The sequence below is a fragment of the Pseudomonas sp. NPDC087598 genome, assembly GCF_044743525.1.
Lineage (GTDB): Bacteria > Pseudomonadota > Gammaproteobacteria > Pseudomonadales > Pseudomonadaceae > Aquipseudomonas.
Window position 1 is genome coordinate 1 of the sequence record NZ_JBIUWQ010000015.1, and the last position, 15,908, is coordinate 15,908.

At 58.6% G+C, this 15,908-nt stretch carries 15 protein-coding genes; 8 read left to right on the forward strand and 7 right to left on the reverse strand.

From position 1 onward, the window contains the following. The 3 genes from ACIOWE_RS10995 to bfr form a co-directional block, all read left to right on the forward strand. Positions 1-142 (forward strand): bL17 family ribosomal protein (locus ACIOWE_RS10995; protein ID WP_397504654.1); only part of this gene is annotated, 142 nt, incomplete at its 5' end. A 240-nt stretch (positions 143-382) separates the two neighbouring features. Then, entirely contained in the window at positions 383-1,837 is a 1,455-nt protein-coding gene (locus ACIOWE_RS11000; protein WP_401390904.1) for a catalase, read from the forward strand. Between the two features lie 149 nt (positions 1,838-1,986). After that, positions 1,987-2,451 carry a bacterioferritin gene (gene bfr / locus ACIOWE_RS11005; protein WP_103303763.1) on the forward strand — a complete coding sequence of 155 codons (465 nt, stop codon included), beginning with the start codon at positions 1,987-1,989 and terminating at the stop codon, positions 2,449-2,451. A gap of 65 nt (positions 2,452-2,516) precedes the next feature. Here the strand turns inward: bfr and uvrA are convergent, their stop codons facing one another. Then, a complete protein-coding gene (uvrA, locus tag ACIOWE_RS11010; RefSeq protein WP_401390907.1) occupies positions 2,517-5,351 on the reverse strand; it encodes an excinuclease ABC subunit UvrA in 2,835 nt (944 codons plus the stop codon). Between the two features lie 191 nt (positions 5,352-5,542). Between uvrA and ACIOWE_RS11015 the strand changes: the two genes are divergently transcribed. The 3 genes from ACIOWE_RS11015 to ACIOWE_RS11025 all read left to right on the forward strand — a co-directional run bounded on the left by ACIOWE_RS11015 (position 5,543) and on the right by ACIOWE_RS11025 (position 8,960). After that, positions 5,543-6,940, forward strand: coding sequence for an MFS transporter (locus tag ACIOWE_RS11015; RefSeq protein WP_401390910.1), 1,398 nt, complete (start codon positions 5,543-5,545; stop codon positions 6,938-6,940). Between the two features lie 9 nt (positions 6,941-6,949). Next, a complete protein-coding gene (locus ACIOWE_RS11020; RefSeq protein WP_201236607.1) occupies positions 6,950-7,477 on the forward strand; it encodes a single-stranded DNA-binding protein in 528 nt (175 codons plus the stop codon). Between the two features lie 277 nt (positions 7,478-7,754). Further along, positions 7,755-8,960: an acyltransferase family protein gene (locus ACIOWE_RS11025; RefSeq protein ID WP_401390914.1), complete on the forward strand. Its 1,206-nt coding sequence runs from the start codon at positions 7,755-7,757 to the stop codon at positions 8,958-8,960. Positions 8,961-9,036: 76 nt separating this feature from the next. Here ACIOWE_RS11025 and ACIOWE_RS11030 read toward each other — a convergent pair whose 3' ends face one another. From ACIOWE_RS11030 to ACIOWE_RS11055, 6 genes are all read right to left on the reverse strand, one after another. Beyond that, a complete protein-coding gene (locus ACIOWE_RS11030) occupies positions 9,037-10,194 on the reverse strand; it encodes a glutathionylspermidine synthase family protein (RefSeq protein WP_401390915.1) in 1,158 nt (385 codons plus the stop codon). A gap of 2 nt (positions 10,195-10,196) precedes the next feature. Further along, positions 10,197-10,892 (reverse strand): DUF1190 domain-containing protein, encoded by a 696-nt coding sequence (locus ACIOWE_RS11035; RefSeq protein ID WP_401390917.1) that lies wholly within the window; start codon positions 10,890-10,892, stop codon positions 10,197-10,199. Positions 10,893-10,909: 17 nt separating this feature from the next. After that, positions 10,910-11,335, reverse strand: a complete 426-nt coding sequence (locus tag ACIOWE_RS11040; protein ID WP_103303757.1) for a DUF350 domain-containing protein — start codon at positions 11,333-11,335, stop codon at positions 10,910-10,912. A 15-nt stretch (positions 11,336-11,350) separates the two neighbouring features. Continuing rightward, positions 11,351-11,989 (reverse strand): DUF2491 family protein, encoded by a 639-nt coding sequence (locus ACIOWE_RS11045; RefSeq protein ID WP_401390920.1) that lies wholly within the window; start codon positions 11,987-11,989, stop codon positions 11,351-11,353. Positions 11,990-12,196: 207 nt separating this feature from the next. After that, positions 12,197-12,895 (reverse strand): PspA/IM30 family protein, encoded by a 699-nt coding sequence (locus ACIOWE_RS11050; protein WP_401390923.1) that lies wholly within the window; start codon positions 12,893-12,895, stop codon positions 12,197-12,199. A 17-nt stretch (positions 12,896-12,912) separates the two neighbouring features. After that, a complete protein-coding gene (locus ACIOWE_RS11055) occupies positions 12,913-13,494 on the reverse strand; it encodes a YjfI family protein (protein WP_401390926.1) in 582 nt (193 codons plus the stop codon). 490 nt (positions 13,495-13,984) lie between these two features. Between ACIOWE_RS11055 and ACIOWE_RS11060 the strand changes: the two genes are divergently transcribed. After that, positions 13,985-15,094, forward strand: a complete 1,110-nt coding sequence (locus tag ACIOWE_RS11060; protein ID WP_401390929.1) for a DUF3182 family protein — start codon at positions 13,985-13,987, stop codon at positions 15,092-15,094. Then, on the forward strand, positions 15,084-15,842 hold the full coding sequence (locus tag ACIOWE_RS11065; protein WP_401390932.1) for an alpha/beta hydrolase family protein: 759 nt from the start codon (positions 15,084-15,086) through the stop codon (positions 15,840-15,842). Before ACIOWE_RS11060 ends, ACIOWE_RS11065 begins: the two co-directional genes overlap by 11 nt. The last annotated feature ends 66 nt before the right edge of the window (positions 15,843-15,908 follow it).

Genomic DNA, 15,908 nt, shown 5'->3' on the forward strand with positions numbered 1-15,908 from the left:
CCTGGGCAAGCGTTATGCTACCCGTGAGGGTGGCTACCTGCGCATCCTCAAGTGCGGTTTCCGCGCTGGCGACAACGCGCCTATGGCGTACGTCGAGTTGGTTGATCGTGCTACTGCTGGCGAAGCTGTATCCGCCGAGTAAGACGTCAGTCTGAAACAAAGAACCGGGCCTAGTGCCCGGTTTTTTGTGTCTGCAAGAAAATGCGCTGTTCGTACAAGCTTCCGACACCTTTCTGTTGTCACTATGTGCTGGGAAACATAATTAGTAATTATCTATCGATGTCTGCAAGTTAATGAATTTGTGGCTGTCACATGGATGATCAATACTTCCCAGCAAGCCGATTAGCCGGCAGTTTCAAGACTGACAGAGGAAGAAGAACGTATGAGCCAGATCAAAACGCTTACGACCGCCAGTGGCGCACCTGTCGCTGATAACCAGAATTCTCGCTCCGCCGGCCCTCGTGGCCCGTTGCTGCTCGATGACTTTCATCTTATCGAGAAGCTTGCTCACTTCAACCGTGAAAACATCCCTGAGCGTCGTGTACACGCTAAAGGCTCGGGTGCTTACGGTACTTTCACTGTCACTCAGGACATCACCCAATACACCAGCGCCAAGCTGTTCGAATCCGTCGGTAAGCAGACTCCGACGTTCCTGCGGTTCTCCACCGTGGGTGGTGAGCGTGGTTCCGCTGATACCGAGCGCGATCCACGTGGCTTCGCATTGAAGTTCTATACCGAAGAAGGCAACTGGGACATCGTCGGCAACAACACGCCGGTGTTCTTTATCCGTGATCCGCTGAAATTCCCGGACTTCATCCATACACAGAAACGCCTCCCACAGAGCAATCTGAAAAGTGCGCAAATGATGTGGGATTTCTGGTCGCATTCGCCTGAAGCATTACACCAGGTGACCATTCTGTTCTCCGATCGCGGCATCCCGGACGGCTACCGTCACATGCACGGCTTTGGCAGTCACACTTACAGCCTGATCAGTGCTCAAGGCGAGCGTCATTGGGTCAAGTGGCACTACAAGACTAAGCAAGGGATCAAGAATCTCGCGCCAGCCGACGCAGCACGCTTGGCGGGCATCGATCCTGATTACGCACAACGCGATCTTTTCGAAGCCATTGAGCGCGGGGACTTCCCAAAATGGCGCGTGTGCATCCAGATCATGACCGAAGCCCAAGCGGCGGCGCACTACGAGAACCCGTTCGACGTAACCAAGACCTGGTCGCAGAAAGAATTTCCGCTGATTGAAGTCGGTGAGCTTGAACTGAACCGTAATCCGCTCAACTACTTCGCCGAAGTCGAGCAAGCCGCATTCGGCCCAAGCAACATGGTGCCGGGCGTCGGTCTGTCGCCAGATCGCATGCTTCAGGGCCGCGTGTTCGCTTACGCCGATGCGCACCGCTACCGTGTCGGTACCAATCACCAGCAACTTCCGGTCAACGCACCACGCAGTCCGGTGAATACCTACCAGCGCGATGGCTCGATGGCTTTCGGCAGCAACGGTGGTGCAGCGCCTAACTACGAGCCGAACAGCTATATCGAATCGCCGAAGCAAGCGCCGCATTACGCTGAACCGGCGTTGGCGCTGAGCGGTGCGGCGGATCGTTACGATCACCGTGAAGATACCGATTACTACAGCCATGCCGGCGCGCTGTTCCGTCTCATGAGCGACGATCAAAAAGCGCTGTTGGTGAGCAACATCGCTGGTGCGATGGGCGGTGTTTCCAGTGATGTCGTCGATCGCCAGTTGCAGCATTTCTACAAGGCCGATCCGGCGTATGGAGAAGCAATCGCAAAGCTGCTCAACGTACAGCTTAACGAAGTCTAAACGAGAAGCAGAACCGCCCTCATTTGGGCGGTTTTTGCGTTATTTAGGCTGCTTTTCTAAGAATATCTTCGCTTTTATTGCGCTAAGTGAGTGACCTTCCAGTCATGTTGGTTCAAACTACAGACTTTCAAGCAGGGAGATGTAGGGCGATGCAAGGCCACCCAGACGTTATCGATTACCTCAACACGTTGCTGACCGGCGAACTGGCCGCGCGTGACCAATATTTCGTTCATTCGCGGATGTATGAGGACTGGGGGTTCACCAAGCTCTACGAGCGAATCAACCATGAAATGGAAGAAGAGGCCGGTCACGCTGATGCGTTGATGCGCCGCATTCTGATGCTTGAAGGCACGCCACGCATGCGTCCGGACGATCTGGATGTCGGCACTACCGTGCCGGAGATGCTCGAAGCGGATCTGCGCCTCGAATACAAAGTTCGCGCCGCGCTGTGCAAAGGCATTGAACTGTGCGAACTGCACAAAGACTACGTCAGCCGTGAGATCTTGCGGGTTCAGCTCAACGACACTGAAGAAGATCATACCTACTGGCTGGAAAAGCAGTTGGGCCTGATCAAGCTGATCGGTCTCGAGAACTACCTGCAATCCCATACCTGATTGCTGCAGTTACAAAAAAGCCCCTGTTACTGATGAAGTGACAGGGGCTTTTTCATGGCCGGCGTTTAAGCCCGATCGCGGATCAGCAACGGCTTGAGGTAATGGCCGGTGTGAGATTGCTTCATCTCGGCCACTTGCTCTGGCGTGCCGGTGGCAATGATCTGCCCACCTTTTGAGCCACCCTCCGGACCAAGATCCACCAGCCAGTCGGCGGTCTTGATCACGTCCAGGTTGTGCTCGATCACCACCACGGTGTTGCCGTGATCGCGCAGGCGGTGCAGCACATCGAGCAATTGCTGGATGTCGGCGAAGTGCAAACCGGTGGTCGGCTCATCGAGGATGTACAGGGTCTTGCCGGTGTCGCGTTTGGACAGCTCTCGAGACAGCTTGACCCGCTGCGCTTCACCGCCAGATAGAGTCGTGGCCGACTGCCCGAGCTTGATGTACGACAGGCCGACATCCATCAGCGTTTGCAGCTTACGCGCCAGCGCCGGCACCGCGTCAAAGAACACCCGGGCTTCCTCGATGGTCATCTCGAGGGTTTCGTGGATGCTCTTGCCCTTGTATTTGATCTCAAGGGTTTCGCGGTTGTAGCGCTTGCTCTTGCACACGTCGCACGGCACGTAGATGTCCGGCAGGAAATGCATTTCCACTTTGATCAGGCCATCGCCCTGGCATGCTTCGCAACGACCACCCTTGACGTTGAACGAGAAACGCCCCGGGCCGTAACCACGGGAGCGCGACTCAGGCACGCCAGCAAACAACTCACGGATCGGCGTGAACAGCCCGGTGTAAGTCGCCGGGTTGGAGCGCGGGGTACGACCAATCGGGCTCTGGTCGATATCGACGACTTTATCGAGATGCTCCAGACCTTTGATGCTGTCGTGCGCCGCCGCTTCCAGCGTAGTCGCGCCATTGAGTGCAGTGGCGCTCAGCGGGAACAGCGTGTTGTTGATCAGCGTCGATTTGCCCGAACCGGATACGCCAGTCACGCAAGTGAGCAAGCCGATCGGGATCTCGAGATCGACGTTGCGCAAGTTGTTGCCGCGCGCGCCCTTGAGGGCCAGAACCTGCTTCTTGTTGCGCGGTGTGCGCTTGGCCGGCACTTCGATCTTCACCCGGCCCGACAGGTATTTGCCGGTGAGGGAGTCCGGATGGGCCATGACTTCGGCCGGCGTACCTTCGGCAACGATCTGACCACCATGCACACCGGCGCCCGGTCCGATATCCACGACATAGTCAGCCAGACGAATCGCATCTTCGTCATGCTCGACAACGATCACCGTGTTGCCGATGTCGCGCAGATGTTTGAGCGTGCCGAGCAGTCGGTCGTTATCGCGCTGATGCAGACCAATGGACGGTTCGTCGAGAATGTACAGAACACCTACCAGGCCGGCACCGATCTGGCTGGCCAGGCGAATCCGTTGTGCCTCGCCCCCGGACAGCGTGTCAGCACTGCGATCCAGCGACAGATAATCGAGCCCGACGTTGACCAGGAACTGCAAACGCTCGCGGATTTCCTTGAGGATCTTGTCGGCGATCTCGCCGCGACGGCCAGTCATCTTCAGCTCGGCGAAGTACTCACAGGCATCGCCGATCGGCAGGTTGGTGACCGCCGGCAGCGTTTTCTCGCCCACCCAAACATGCCGTGCTTCACGACGCAGACGGGTGCCACGGCAATCCGGGCAGGATTGGGTGCTGAGGAACTTGGCCAGTTCTTCACGCACGCTCGCCGATTCGGTTTCGCGGTAGCGGCGCTCAAGGTTGGGCACAATGCCTTCGAACGGATGCGAGCGTTTGACGATATCGCCACGGTCGTTCAGGTATTTGAAGTCGACGTTCTGCGAGCCGCTGCCGTGCAGGATGAACTTTTGCTGATCGGCAGGCAGTTCGTTGAACGGCACCTCCAGACTGAAGCCGTAATGAGAGGCCAGTGAGCCCAGCATCTGGAAGTAATAGACGTTGCGCCTGTCCCAGCCGCGAATCGCGCCTTCGGCCAGCGTCAGGTCACCATTGACCAGTCGTTTGATATCGAAGAACTGTTTAACGCCGAGGCCATCGCAAGTCGGGCAGGCGCCGGCCGGGTTGTTGAAGGAGAACAGCTTCGGTTCCAGCTCGCTGATCGCATGACCGCAGATCGGACAGGCGAAACGCGCAGAGAAGATCATTTCTTCGCCCGGCTCGTCGTCCATCGGTGCCACCAAGGCGATACCGTCGGCCAGTTTCAGTGCGGTCTCGAAGGACTCGGCCAGACGTTGCTGCAAGTCGGCGCGGACCTTGAAACGGTCAACGATCACATCAATCGAATGCTTCTTCTGCTTATCCAGTTTCGGCAGCTCGTCGAGCTCGCAGATCCGGCCGTTGACCCGGGCGCGGACGAAGCCCTGCGCACGCAGCTCTTCAAACACCGACAGATGCTCGCCTTTACGCTCGCGAATCACCGGGGCGAGCAGCATCAGTTTGCTGCCTTCCGGTTGGGCCAGCACCAGGTCGACCATCTGGCTGACGGTCTGCGCTTCCAGCGGAATGTCGTGGTCCGGGCAGCGCGGCGTACCGACGCGAGCATAGAGCAAGCGCAGATAATCGTAGATTTCGGTGATGGTGCCGACCGTGGAGCGCGGGTTGTGCGAGGTCGACTTCTGTTCGATGGAGATTGCCGGCGACAGCCCTTCGATGGTGTCGACGTCGGGTTTTTCCATCATCGACAGGAACTGCCGGGCGTAGGCCGACAGCGATTCGACATAGCGGCGCTGGCCTTCGGCGTAAAGCGTGTCGAACGCCAGGGACGACTTGCCGGATCCGGACAAGCCGGTGATGACGATCAGTTTGTCCCGTGGCAGGGTCAGGTCGATGTTCTTCAGGTTGTGGGTACGGGCCCCACGTATCAGGATCTTGTCCAAAGTGGCCTCGCTCGGCGGGCGTCGAAAACGTAGGAGTATACGGGCAAATACTGGATGGATGCACACTATCAAGCGCAGCGTTTTTTGCGCTGCATGAATAGAGTTTCATCTATGCGTGGCAAAGCGTCGCGATATACCCCGTCTTTCGATGGGACTGGTAGAATCGCCGCCGGTTCACACGAGGTTTTTCCATGCACGATCCCCACAGCGAACGCATGAGTGGCAGCGAGACCCGCGCGGCGAGCGGTCTGGCCCTGGTGTTCGCCTTCCGTATGCTGGGCATGTTCATGGTGTTGCCGGTATTGGCAACCTATGGGATGGATCTGGCGGGCGCGACCCCGGCCCTGATCGGGTTGGCCATTGGTGCTTACGGCCTGACCCAGGCGATTTTTCAGATACCGTTCGGGATCATTTCCGACCGTATCGGCCGCCGCCCGGTGATTTACTTGGGGCTGATCGTTTTCGCCCTCGGCAGTGTGCTGGCCTCCCAGGCCGACTCTATCTGGGGCGTGATCGCCGGCCGGATCCTGCAAGGCGCCGGAGCGATTTCTGCGGCGGTTATGGCGCTGCTCTCCGACCTGACTCGTGAACAGCACCGCACCAAAGCGATGGCGATGATCGGCATGACCATTGGCCTGTCGTTCGCGGTGGCGATGGTCGTTGGGCCGTTGCTGACCCGTGCATTCGGTTTGTCCGGCCTGTTCCTGGCCACCGGCGGCATGGCGCTGGTCGGTATCCTGATCATCATGTTCATGGTGCCCAAATCCACCGGGCCTCTGCAGCATCGTGAGTCCGGTGTGGCGCGTCAGGCCTTGATGCCGACACTCAAGCATCCGGACCTGCTGCGCCTCGATCTGGGCATCTTTGTGTTACATGCCATGTTGATGTCGAGCTTCGTCGCGCTGCCTCTGGCGCTGGTGGAAAAAGCCGGTTTGCCCAAGGAGCAACACTGGTGGGTCTATCTCACCGCGCTGCTGATTTCGTTCTTCGCCATGATCCCGTTCATCATCTATGGCGAGAAAAAACGCAAAATGAAACGAGTTTTGCTTGGCGCCGTCATGACGCTGATGCTCACTGAGCTATTCTTCTGGCAGTTCGGTGACAGCTTGCGGGCGCTGGTGATCGGCACGGTGGTATTTTTCACCGCGTTCAATCTGCTGGAAGCCTCATTGCCGTCGCTGATCAGCAAGGTTTCACCGGCGGGCGGGAAGGGCACGGCCATGGGCGTGTATTCCACCAGCCAGTTCCTCGGTTCGGCACTCGGCGGGATTCTCGGTGGCTGGCTGTTTCAGCATGGCGGTCTGTCGGTTGTGTTCCTCGGATGTGCCGGTCTGGCTGCCATCTGGCTGGCCTTTGCTGTTACCATGCGCGAACCTCCCTACGTGACGAGCCTGCGCTTGCCGTTGTCGCCCGAGGCGATCCGCGAAGCGGGTCTGGTCGAGCGCCTCAAGGCCCTCGTGGGGGTAACAGATGCAGTGATAGTTGCTGATGAAGCGGCTGTTTACATCAAACTGGACAAAGAATTAGTGGATCGCGACACCCTCGAACGCCTGGTGAACAACCCGGCCGAGGCTGCTTGCGGCGCTTAGGAGAACGTTATGGCCCGTGGGGTTAACAAAGTCATATTGGTCGGCACTTGCGGCCAGGATCCCGAAGTTCGCTACCTGCCTAACGGTAACGCCGTGACCAACCTGAGTCTGGCCACCAGCGAACAATGGACCGACAAGCAAACCGGTCAGAAGGTCGAGAAGACCGAATGGCACCGTGTGTCGATGTTCGGCAAGGTCGCCGAAATCGCTGGCGAATACCTGCGTAAAGGTTCGCAGGTCTACATTGAAGGCAAGCTGCAGACCCGCGAGTGGGAAAAAGACGGTATCAAGCGTTACACCACCGAAATCGTGGTCGACATGCAAGGCACCATGCAACTGCTCGGTGGCCGTCCACAACAGGGCGACCAACAAGGCGGTGGCAACAACTACCAGCAGTCCGCTCCGGCCGCTCCACGCCAACAGGCTCAGCGTCCGCAGCAGTCGGCTCCGCAACAGCGTTCGGCCCCGGCTCCACAGCAGGCCGCACCGCAACCGGCTCCGGATTTCGACAGCTTCGATGACGATATCCCGTTCTGATACCCGCTTGAGCCGTTGTCTGGCTTGAGTACAAAACCCCCGCATTGCGGGGGTTTTGTCGTTTTGGCGGACTGAAAATGCCTCTGTCATCGACGCCACGTCACGGTGAATGCGCTCGCCCGCTGCAAACCGTTGGCATTAAAGTTTCGGGGAGGCCCTTGAAGGCGAGGGCAAGCCGTTCCATGATCCGTCCCGACAACGGGCAGGCGTGTTCATTTCACCCGCAACAGATCCTGTCGATCAGGCGCCTGGTCATTCACAACAACAAGAGAATTCGATGAGCAGTATCAAGAATAAGGAAATCGAGTATCTGCGTGGCGCGGCCATCGTCATGACGATCTTTACCCATCTGCCGCAACTGCTGCCGTTCTACGATATGTACATCCTGAAGGTGTTCAGCATCTATTCGCCATGGACCGGGGTGGATCTGTTCTTCTGCATCTCGGGTTATGTCGTCAGCAAGGCTTACCTTGATTACTTCGACAAAAACCGTGAGCAGAACCGGTTCGGCCTTGCAGCCACGTCCTTCTGGATCAGACGGGCCTATCGTCTTCTCCCGACAGCCTGGCTGTGGGTGCTGATACCGTTGGCGTTTTCCATATTTTTCAACCAGTCGAACGCCTTTCAGTCCTGGTTCGACAATCTGCGCAGTTTTACCGCAGTCGCCACCTTCACCGGCAACCTGGCGAACCTGCACGGCACGCTTCTGGGGCCTAACTCGGTGTACTGGAGCCTGGCGCTGGAAGAGCAGTTCTACTTCATCTTTCCGTTGTTTCTGCTGTTGGTCACGTCGACGCGCTGGCGTCTGATCATCTTGCTGGCGCTGATTGCCTTGCAGTTCGGCTTTGACCGTAACGGCTTCGGCGCGCCGCCTGCGCCCCTGCTGTTCTCGTTCCGAATGGACGCCATGATGTGGGGGATCGTGCTCTGCTTGTTCTCACGATCCTCGCTGTACAAGGAAATCGAACCGGTCGCCCTCGGCGGCAGCCTCCTCAAGCGCTTGGGGGTTACGCTGTTTCTGCTGTACATGCTGGGCGCTATCTCGGGTCAAATGATCAACGTGCCGATCGCATTTGGTCTGGTGGCGGTGACTACGGCGATCACGGTGTGGCTGGCCAGTTATCAGAAGGGCTACATCTATTGCCCGGCGCTGTTGCGTGGGCTGTTCGAATGGCTGGGATCGCGTTCCTATGCGTTGTACGTCGTGCACATCTTCGCTTATCACCTGAGTACCGAAATCTGGACGCGTGTTGCTGCTGCCAGTGGTACGACGCTGGGCCCTGGATACACCCTTGAGCTCGTGATCACGTCGTTGTTGATCATGCTGGTGTGCAGCGAATTGAACTATCGGTTTGTCGAAACACCGTTGCGTCGTCGGGGAGCGGAGATCTCCCGTCGCCGAATGGCCGGGGTCGCCTCAGCGGAACCCGCCAGGCAAGAAGTCCCGGCGCAGGTGCCAACGCGTACAACTGAACTGTCGTAGCCCAGGCAGACACAAAAAAGCCGTAGCGCCTCAACGCTACGGCTTTTTCATGGGCGCATTTGTTGCGCCTGGATGATCAGTCGAGGATCAGATGCGGCAGAAACCGGCTCGAATCCTTGGTGATCAGACTGTTGTCCTCACGAACGCCAATCCCCGCCGCCTGATCGCCAATCACCCAAGAGCCGATCAGCGTGTAGCTGTCATCGAACTTCGGCAGCGGCGCAAATTCCTGCAGGATGAACGGCGCATCGGTATAAGGCCCGTCTTCTTTGACGATCAGCCCGTCAGCGGTTTGCAGCTCGATGTTGGCGCCTTCCCGGGAAAAGTACGGTTTGCGCACCCAGCCCTTGGGCACGGCGCTGGCCGGGTTCGGATCAAGGTGCGCCGCGAGCAGATTGGGATGGCCCTTGTGCAGCTCCCACAGCAACGGTAACGCGCCTTTGTTCGACAGGATCGCCTTCCACGGCGGTTCGAAAAACTGCGTGTCGCAGTCGGCAATCGCCGCGCCGAACGGTTCGTGGAAGATGAACTCCCAGGCGTGCAACTTGAACAGGTGCGGGATCCAGCGATCCTCAAGGTCGACAAAGCGCCCGGCAGCCGTCAGGCCAATGTCTTCGATGTCGATGTGCCGCGATTCGATGCCGACCTTTTCCGCGATCAGGCGCAGGTAGTCCGTGGTGCCTTTGTCTTCAACCGAGTCTTTCATCGACGCGAAATAGAACGGCCGCTTCAGTTGCAACTCGGCGAAGGCCTGATGCAGCTTGGTGTCGATGCTGTTGAACTGGTCGGCATGGCGCGGCAGTGTGCCGCGCTCGATGCACTGCTCCAGCCAGCCCCACTGGAACGCCGCCGCTTCGTAAAGGCTGGTCGGGGTGTCGTAGTTGAGCTCCAGCAGTTTTGCCGGGCCGTTGCCGCTGTAGGAAAAGTCCATGCGTCCGTACAGATGCGGATGACCTTCCAGCCAGGAAGTGCGGATCATGTCGTAGTACGACGCCGGAATGCTCAGGCGATCCAGCAGCTCCTCGCTGTGCACGACGCGATCGACAAGGTCCATGCACATCTCGTGCAGTTCGGTCGTCGGATCCTCCAGATCGTTTTCGATCTGCGCGAGGGTGAACTGGTAGTACGCGCGCTCGTCCCAGTAGGGCTCGTCGTCGATGGTGTGGAACATGAAGCCGAGGCTTTCGGCGGTCTGTTTCCAGTCCGGGCGCTCGGCGCAGTGGATCTTTTTCATCGTCAGCTGCTCGATCGACCGGAACTGCTGCCCCAGCCACCCCAACCGCTGCGGGCGCTGGACTGACTGCCAAAGCCGCCGCGGGAGGTCGACGATGCAACGTTCACCGGTTTGCTTTTACTGCTCTCGTAATCCGGTTGACTGCGCGGCGCCGATTCGATTTTGCGGTTTTGAGTCGAGGTGTCGTAGGTCTGCCGCGTATCGCGGTCGCGGTAAACCGTGCGGTTCGAGTTGTTGCTCATCGCGTTGCCGACCAACCAGCCGCTCAGCCAGCCATTCCCGCCACCACCGCCACCGGAATAGTGCGTGGTGGTTTGGGTCGCGTGCGTCGTGGTCGTGTCATCCGCCGGCATTGGTGCATCGGCAATGGCGTCGAGGTCCTGCGCGGCTTCAGCTTTCTGGGGGACTTTGAAACCGCCGAGTTTCGGCACGAAGCGGCCATCGGGATTTTTCTGACACCAGTTGGCGGCGAAATCCTCGTCGCACTTGGTCTTGTCGTCGTACGCCGGGGCGATACGCCGGTGTTCGGTCAGTGCCGCAACATAGGCGTTCGAGCAGACATCGGCGGCCACCTCGGCATCGACGCATTGCTCGACGCTCTGGAAGTTGCGTGGCTGATCCACCGCCGCCGCTTCGCCGGAAATGGCCATGGCCACCGACGCCGCGAGGGACAACTGAACGTATTTGCTTCGTTTCATCTAGGGCTTCCTGCCGATCAGTTGGACGGTGTCATGCACGCAGCGTTGAGCATGCCGACGCTGATCGCCACCGCGGCCACGTAGATGCCGGAGGCAATTTCACCGTTGGCGATGCGCTGGGAGGTGCCCTTGAGCACCAGGGTCGTGGCGAGGAATGCCAACAGTTGCACAACCGCGGCAATCACCGCCCAGAGCACGAAGTCGAGGACGTTGACCGAAAAGGCAATCACGTTGCTGGCGGGAATGGCGAAACCGATGATCGCGCCCGCCAAGGCGATGGCGGCAGCAGTGTTGCCGGCACGGATCAGCTCGAATTCTTTGTGCGGGGTGATGCGCGTGTAGACAAACTGAAACAGCATGAACAGCAGCACGGCGCCGATCAAGTAAACGACGAAACCGGTCAAAGCGGTCTTGTTCAGGGAAACGGCCAGCACTTCCAGCATGAAAAACTTCCTTTGTTAAATGGAGCTCAGGTCAGTCGTGTACAACGAAATGCCCAGCGAGGTGCTCAGGCTGACGGTGCCTTCTTCGTCCTGTTCAACCGAGAACAGCAACAGCTCGCGGCGATCGGTCAGGCCGGTCTCGCGGGCGTACAGCATCGAATGGTGCTGGATGGTGTAACTCTCGTCGGGATTGACCACTTGCTCGGTCAACGGCACCAGTTCGGTCTGACCTTGTTCGGTGCCCCACTCACGGGTGTATTCGGTGCCCTCGTGGGTGTAAGTCGGCAGGCCGATCGAACTGTTGGGGCCGGCCAGGCGCTGCAGTTCGGCGTCACTGTTGACGGTCACGTAACTGAGGTAGTTGAACAGGATGACCGATTCGATCTGATCGTCGCCGGTGACGTGGATCTGCAACCAGAAATCTTCGTCATTCATGTAGTAGCGACGCAGCTTGTTCGATTGGCCGAGGTCGACCCAGCCGGCGCTCCAGATCGCCTGATCGACAGGTACGCGTACCGAGCTCGAGCCATCAAGCAACAACGTCAGGGTCGAATCGAACCTGACACCTTTGCCTTGCGCCATGCCGAGTGGTCCATCGGCGACTGTAGGCGCTGGCGCAGCGGTAGTGCCCAGCAAGTCTTTAAACCATCCCATGGGTACATTCCTTGAGGCGGGTGGAGGTGTTCGTCGTAAAAAAGCGCCGCTAGTGTACCGGGCTGCACGACGAACGAGCAGGCCAAATACAAATGTTGCGAGCCCAAAAAACCTGTACGAGCTGCCGCAGGCTGCGATCTTTTGATCTGGCTTGTAAAAACAGAATCAAAAGATCGCAGCCTGCGGCAGCTCCTACAGAGCCAGGTGCTACTGAGCGGACTTCTGCTTCAGGCGCTCAAGGATTGCGTTCGCGCTGCCTTCGTTCGGCGTGATCCCGGCGTCGCGCAATTTGCGCTCCAGGTCGTTGCCGGTCGACGCATCAGCCAACTCGTCCGCCGCGCTCAGCTCGGCTGCCCGTTGCTGCTGTTTGGCTTGCAGACGGTTGAGGGTGCCGACCGCGGTTTCCAGTTTGCCGTTGGCGCCGCCGCTGGCAATGGACGCGCTGACCTGAGCCTTTTGCACGCTGTCACGGGCCTTGGCCATGTCCACTTGCTGGCGCAGGCTCTTGATCCGTGCTTCGGCCTTGTTGATGTCCTTGCGCATGTTTTCGGCGTAGGTGCCGAATTCGTCGCTCAGTTTTTTCTCGGCATCGAGGTCATTGGTCAGGGTCGAAATCGCTTCGGCAACTTCCATCGCCAGGTCTTCACGACCGGCGTTCAGGGCGGCGACAGCCTTGGCTTCCAGATCCTTGATCTTGGCGTCGTACTCGCTCACGCGGTCGGCGGCCAGTTTGTGCTTGGCCATGATGGTGACCAGTTCGCGGCGGGCGTTCGACAGCGCGGTGTCGGCGTCACGGATTTCCTGGTCGAGGATGCGCAGGGCCTGTTGATCGACGATGGCTTCGCCGACTTCATTGGCGCCGCCGCGCAGTGCGGTGAACAACTTGCTCCAGATGGACTGAGTCATTGGATATTCCCTGTTGATTACTTGAAGAAGTGTTCGAAGGCTTCGCTGGCGCGCTGCACGTTGTCGACCAGGGTTTTTACCTCGGTGACGACGTTGGTCAGGCTCGAATCGGCGCTGAGGGCGCCAAACATGTTGTAGACAGTCTGTCCGTTCGGCATCGACTCGATACCGATGGACGACAGTGGGAACATTTCCCGGCTGCGCAGCACGGCATCGTTGAAGGCGCGCACGTCGGTGATCGAATCGATGTCCACCAGCACGGTGTCGACGATGATCTGGGCGCCGGCCAGGGCAATGTGAATCGGCAGACCGCCGAATTCATTCATTTCCAGTTTGATGCTGGGTTCGGAACTCTGGATCAGCGACAGCGTGATCTCCTGCGAAGCCACCTCATCCAGTGCCTTGAGGGCGTTGAAGAGGCTATCGATGTTCCAGTTGTTGCCTGCGCTCATGTAATTCTCCGACATGAATGAGCCAGCCAGAATCGGTTGGCGTAGCTGTTGCTCCATTTGCTTGAGCACGCTTCGGTTTTCGGGAAGCACCCAAGTTTCGTGTTTCACATAACCGGCAGCGGCCAGGCCCGCGCGCATCTGCTTCATATAGAAGCTCGACGGTTTCTTCGCGGACGGTTTCGAGCGCTCTCCCTTCGGGCTCCCTGACTTAGTCGCGGGGGAGGGGCTTTTCATGGCAATGACTCCGTTATGAACATCTCACGCGTGAGGCACACTACAACCAATTCAAAATGCCATCAATGGCTCACGCGTGAGATTTTTTCGGCGTCCGCAAAAACGCCAGAAAGGTCTCAGGCGTAGGGTTTTGCAAAAGTGAGTATCCGGGCGGTTTGGTGTGACTCCACCAGTCAAAACACCGCTTTCGGGAGCAAGCCCCTCCCACAAATGGATCTGTGGGGGGCTGTGGATCGTGCAATTTGCCGGGGTTTTGCAGGCGGTCGTGCAGATTGAAACAGGCGTGATGCCAGCACGTTTTCGACAAGCTTCTGATTCCTCGATGATTTTCCCGGCGCGCCCGTTGGCCTGATCTCTGCACCCCTCTGCACTACATTCACCGCGCCGCTGAAAGGGGAAACGCATGACCCCGACACTCCGCAAGAAAACGGTCGTTGCTCACTCCGTGCGTGCCGCCGCGCCCCAGCATGAAGTGCAGACCAACAAGGCTCTGGCCCGATGGCTGGCGCAGATTCTCGGGCTCAAATTCGGCGGCAGCTACGACCCTGAAAAACATCGCGGTCGTGATCTGTATCTATTACCGACGCAGACGATAGTCGGCGCGGCCAAGGCTCACGAGCTCGGCATCAAAGGACCGGATGATCTGTGGGGAGGTTACGTCGAACACGATTTCATCTGCACCAAAGCCATCAGCCATGGCCTGCGCAGCCACCTGGCTCAGGCGCCGAAAGGCTGGTCGCCGCTGTTTTCCGAACGCGTGCGCAACGTGGTGCTCGACGGTCTCAGCGTGTTTTCCCTCGAGGATGCGCGGCCTGCTGCCGAGCATTTGCTTTACAGCGGGTCGATTCGGTTGAAGCCGGTTCACGCCTGTGCCGGTCGCGGTCAGGAAGTGATCAAAAGCCTCGACGCCTTCGATGAAATTCTTGCCCGGCCAGAAGCCGAGCAGCTGTTTCGCGAGGGGGTGGTGCTGGAGCAGGACTTGAGTGAGGTCATCACTCACAGCGTCGGCCAGTCATTCATCGGCGACAAGGTGCTCAGCTACTGCGGTGATCAATACTTGACCGAGGACGCCCACGGCGAAGAAGTCTACGGCGGCTCGAATCTACTGGTGGTGCAGGGCGGCTACGAGGATCTGCTGGCGCTGGATCTGCCCGACGCTGTGCGCCTGGCCATCGAGCAGGCGCAGGTTTTCGATGGCGCCGCCGATGAAGCCTACCCGCGCTTCTACGCCTCGCGACGCAACTACGACATCGCCCAGGGGTTGGACAGCAATGGCAAAACCCGCAGCGGCGTGCTCGAACAATCCTGGCGCATGGGCGGCGCCAGCAGCGCTGAAGTGGCGGCGCTGCAAAGTTTCGTCAATGACCCGACGATGCGCGCGATACGCGTGTCTTCGGTGGAAACCTATATCGATCAGCCGCTGCCGGCGGAGGCCATCGAGGTGTATCGCGGCCCGGCCGAGAACAGCGAATTTCTCCTCAAATACGTAACGGTCAAATCTTATGACGGCTAGAAGCGAAAGCATTCAAATCGACATTGATGACGAGCAGATGAGCGGGACCTTTCTCAGTCCCAAATCCAAGGTGCCGGGGGTGTTGTTTGTCCACGGTTGGGGCGGTAGTCAGGAGCGTGACCTTGAGCGCGCCAAAGGTATCGCCGGACTGGGTTGTGTATGCCTGACCTTCGACTTGCGCGGCCACACGGGCGGCACCGGGATCTCATTGAGCCGAGTGACACGCGAAGACAATCTGCGCGATCTGCTGGCGGCCTACGACCGCTTGCTTTCGCACCCGGCGCTCGACACGTCGGCGATTGCTGTGGTCGGTACCAGTTATGGCGGTTATCTGGCTTCCATACTGACGTCTTTGCGCCCGGTGCGCTGGCTGGCACTGCGGGTCCCGGCGCTGTATCGCGACGAACAATGGCACACGCCCAAACGCGATCTGGACAAGGCTGATCTGCGTGATTATCGCGGCACACTGGTGCGTGCAGACACCAACCGTGCATTGCACGCGTGTTCGCAATTTACCGGGGATGTCTTGCTGGTCGAATCGGAAACCGACGACTACGTACCGCACGCGACGATCATGAGTTATCGCGCGGCGTGCCAGCAGACGCACTCGCTCACCCATCGGATTATCGATGGCGCGGATCATGCGTTGAGCGAGCCGGTTTCGCAGCAGGCTTACACATCGATTCTGGTGGACTGGATTACCGAGATGGTCGTGGGTGAGCGGTTGAGCATCATTCAGTCTTCATGAGTTGTGGTGTTCTCCAAACCGCCTTCGCGAGCAGCTTCGCTCCCACATTTGGAATGCATTCAACCT

What these genes read in the sequence shown, in the direction of transcription:
- ACIOWE_RS11055 (WP_401390926.1), bottom strand. Translation starts at nt 13,494, where the DNA reads ATGAAGCAGATGCGCGCGGGCCTGGCCGCTGCCGGTTATGTGAAACAC.
- ACIOWE_RS11060 (WP_401390929.1), top strand. Translation starts at nt 13,985, where the DNA reads ATGACCCCGACACTCCGCAAGAAAACGGTCGTTGCTCACTCCGTGCGT.
- ACIOWE_RS11025 (WP_401390914.1), top strand. Translation starts at nt 7,755, where the DNA reads ATGAGCAGTATCAAGAATAAGGAAATCGAGTATCTGCGTGGCGCGGCC.
- ACIOWE_RS11040 (WP_103303757.1), bottom strand. Translation starts at nt 11,335, where the DNA reads ATGCTGGAAGTGCTGGCCGTTTCCCTGAACAAGACCGCTTTGACCGGT.
- ACIOWE_RS11065 (WP_401390932.1), top strand. Translation starts at nt 15,084, where the DNA reads ATGACGGCTAGAAGCGAAAGCATTCAAATCGACATTGATGACGAGCAG.
- ACIOWE_RS11030 (WP_401390915.1), bottom strand. Translation starts at nt 10,194, where the DNA reads ATGAAAAAGATCCACTGCGCCGAGCGCCCGGACTGGAAACAGACCGCC.
- ACIOWE_RS11045 (WP_401390920.1), bottom strand. Translation starts at nt 11,989, where the DNA reads ATGGGATGGTTTAAAGACTTGCTGGGCACTACCGCTGCGCCAGCGCCT.
- ACIOWE_RS11020 (WP_201236607.1), top strand. Translation starts at nt 6,950, where the DNA reads ATGGCCCGTGGGGTTAACAAAGTCATATTGGTCGGCACTTGCGGCCAG.
- ACIOWE_RS11015 (WP_401390910.1), top strand. Translation starts at nt 5,543, where the DNA reads ATGCACGATCCCCACAGCGAACGCATGAGTGGCAGCGAGACCCGCGCG.
- ACIOWE_RS11000 (WP_401390904.1), top strand. Translation starts at nt 383, where the DNA reads ATGAGCCAGATCAAAACGCTTACGACCGCCAGTGGCGCACCTGTCGCT.
- bfr (WP_103303763.1), top strand. Translation starts at nt 1,987, where the DNA reads ATGCAAGGCCACCCAGACGTTATCGATTACCTCAACACGTTGCTGACC.
- ACIOWE_RS11050 (WP_401390923.1), bottom strand. Translation starts at nt 12,895, where the DNA reads ATGACTCAGTCCATCTGGAGCAAGTTGTTCACCGCACTGCGCGGCGGC.
- ACIOWE_RS11035 (WP_401390917.1), bottom strand. Translation starts at nt 10,892, where the DNA reads ATGAAACGAAGCAAATACGTTCAGTTGTCCCTCGCGGCGTCGGTGGCC.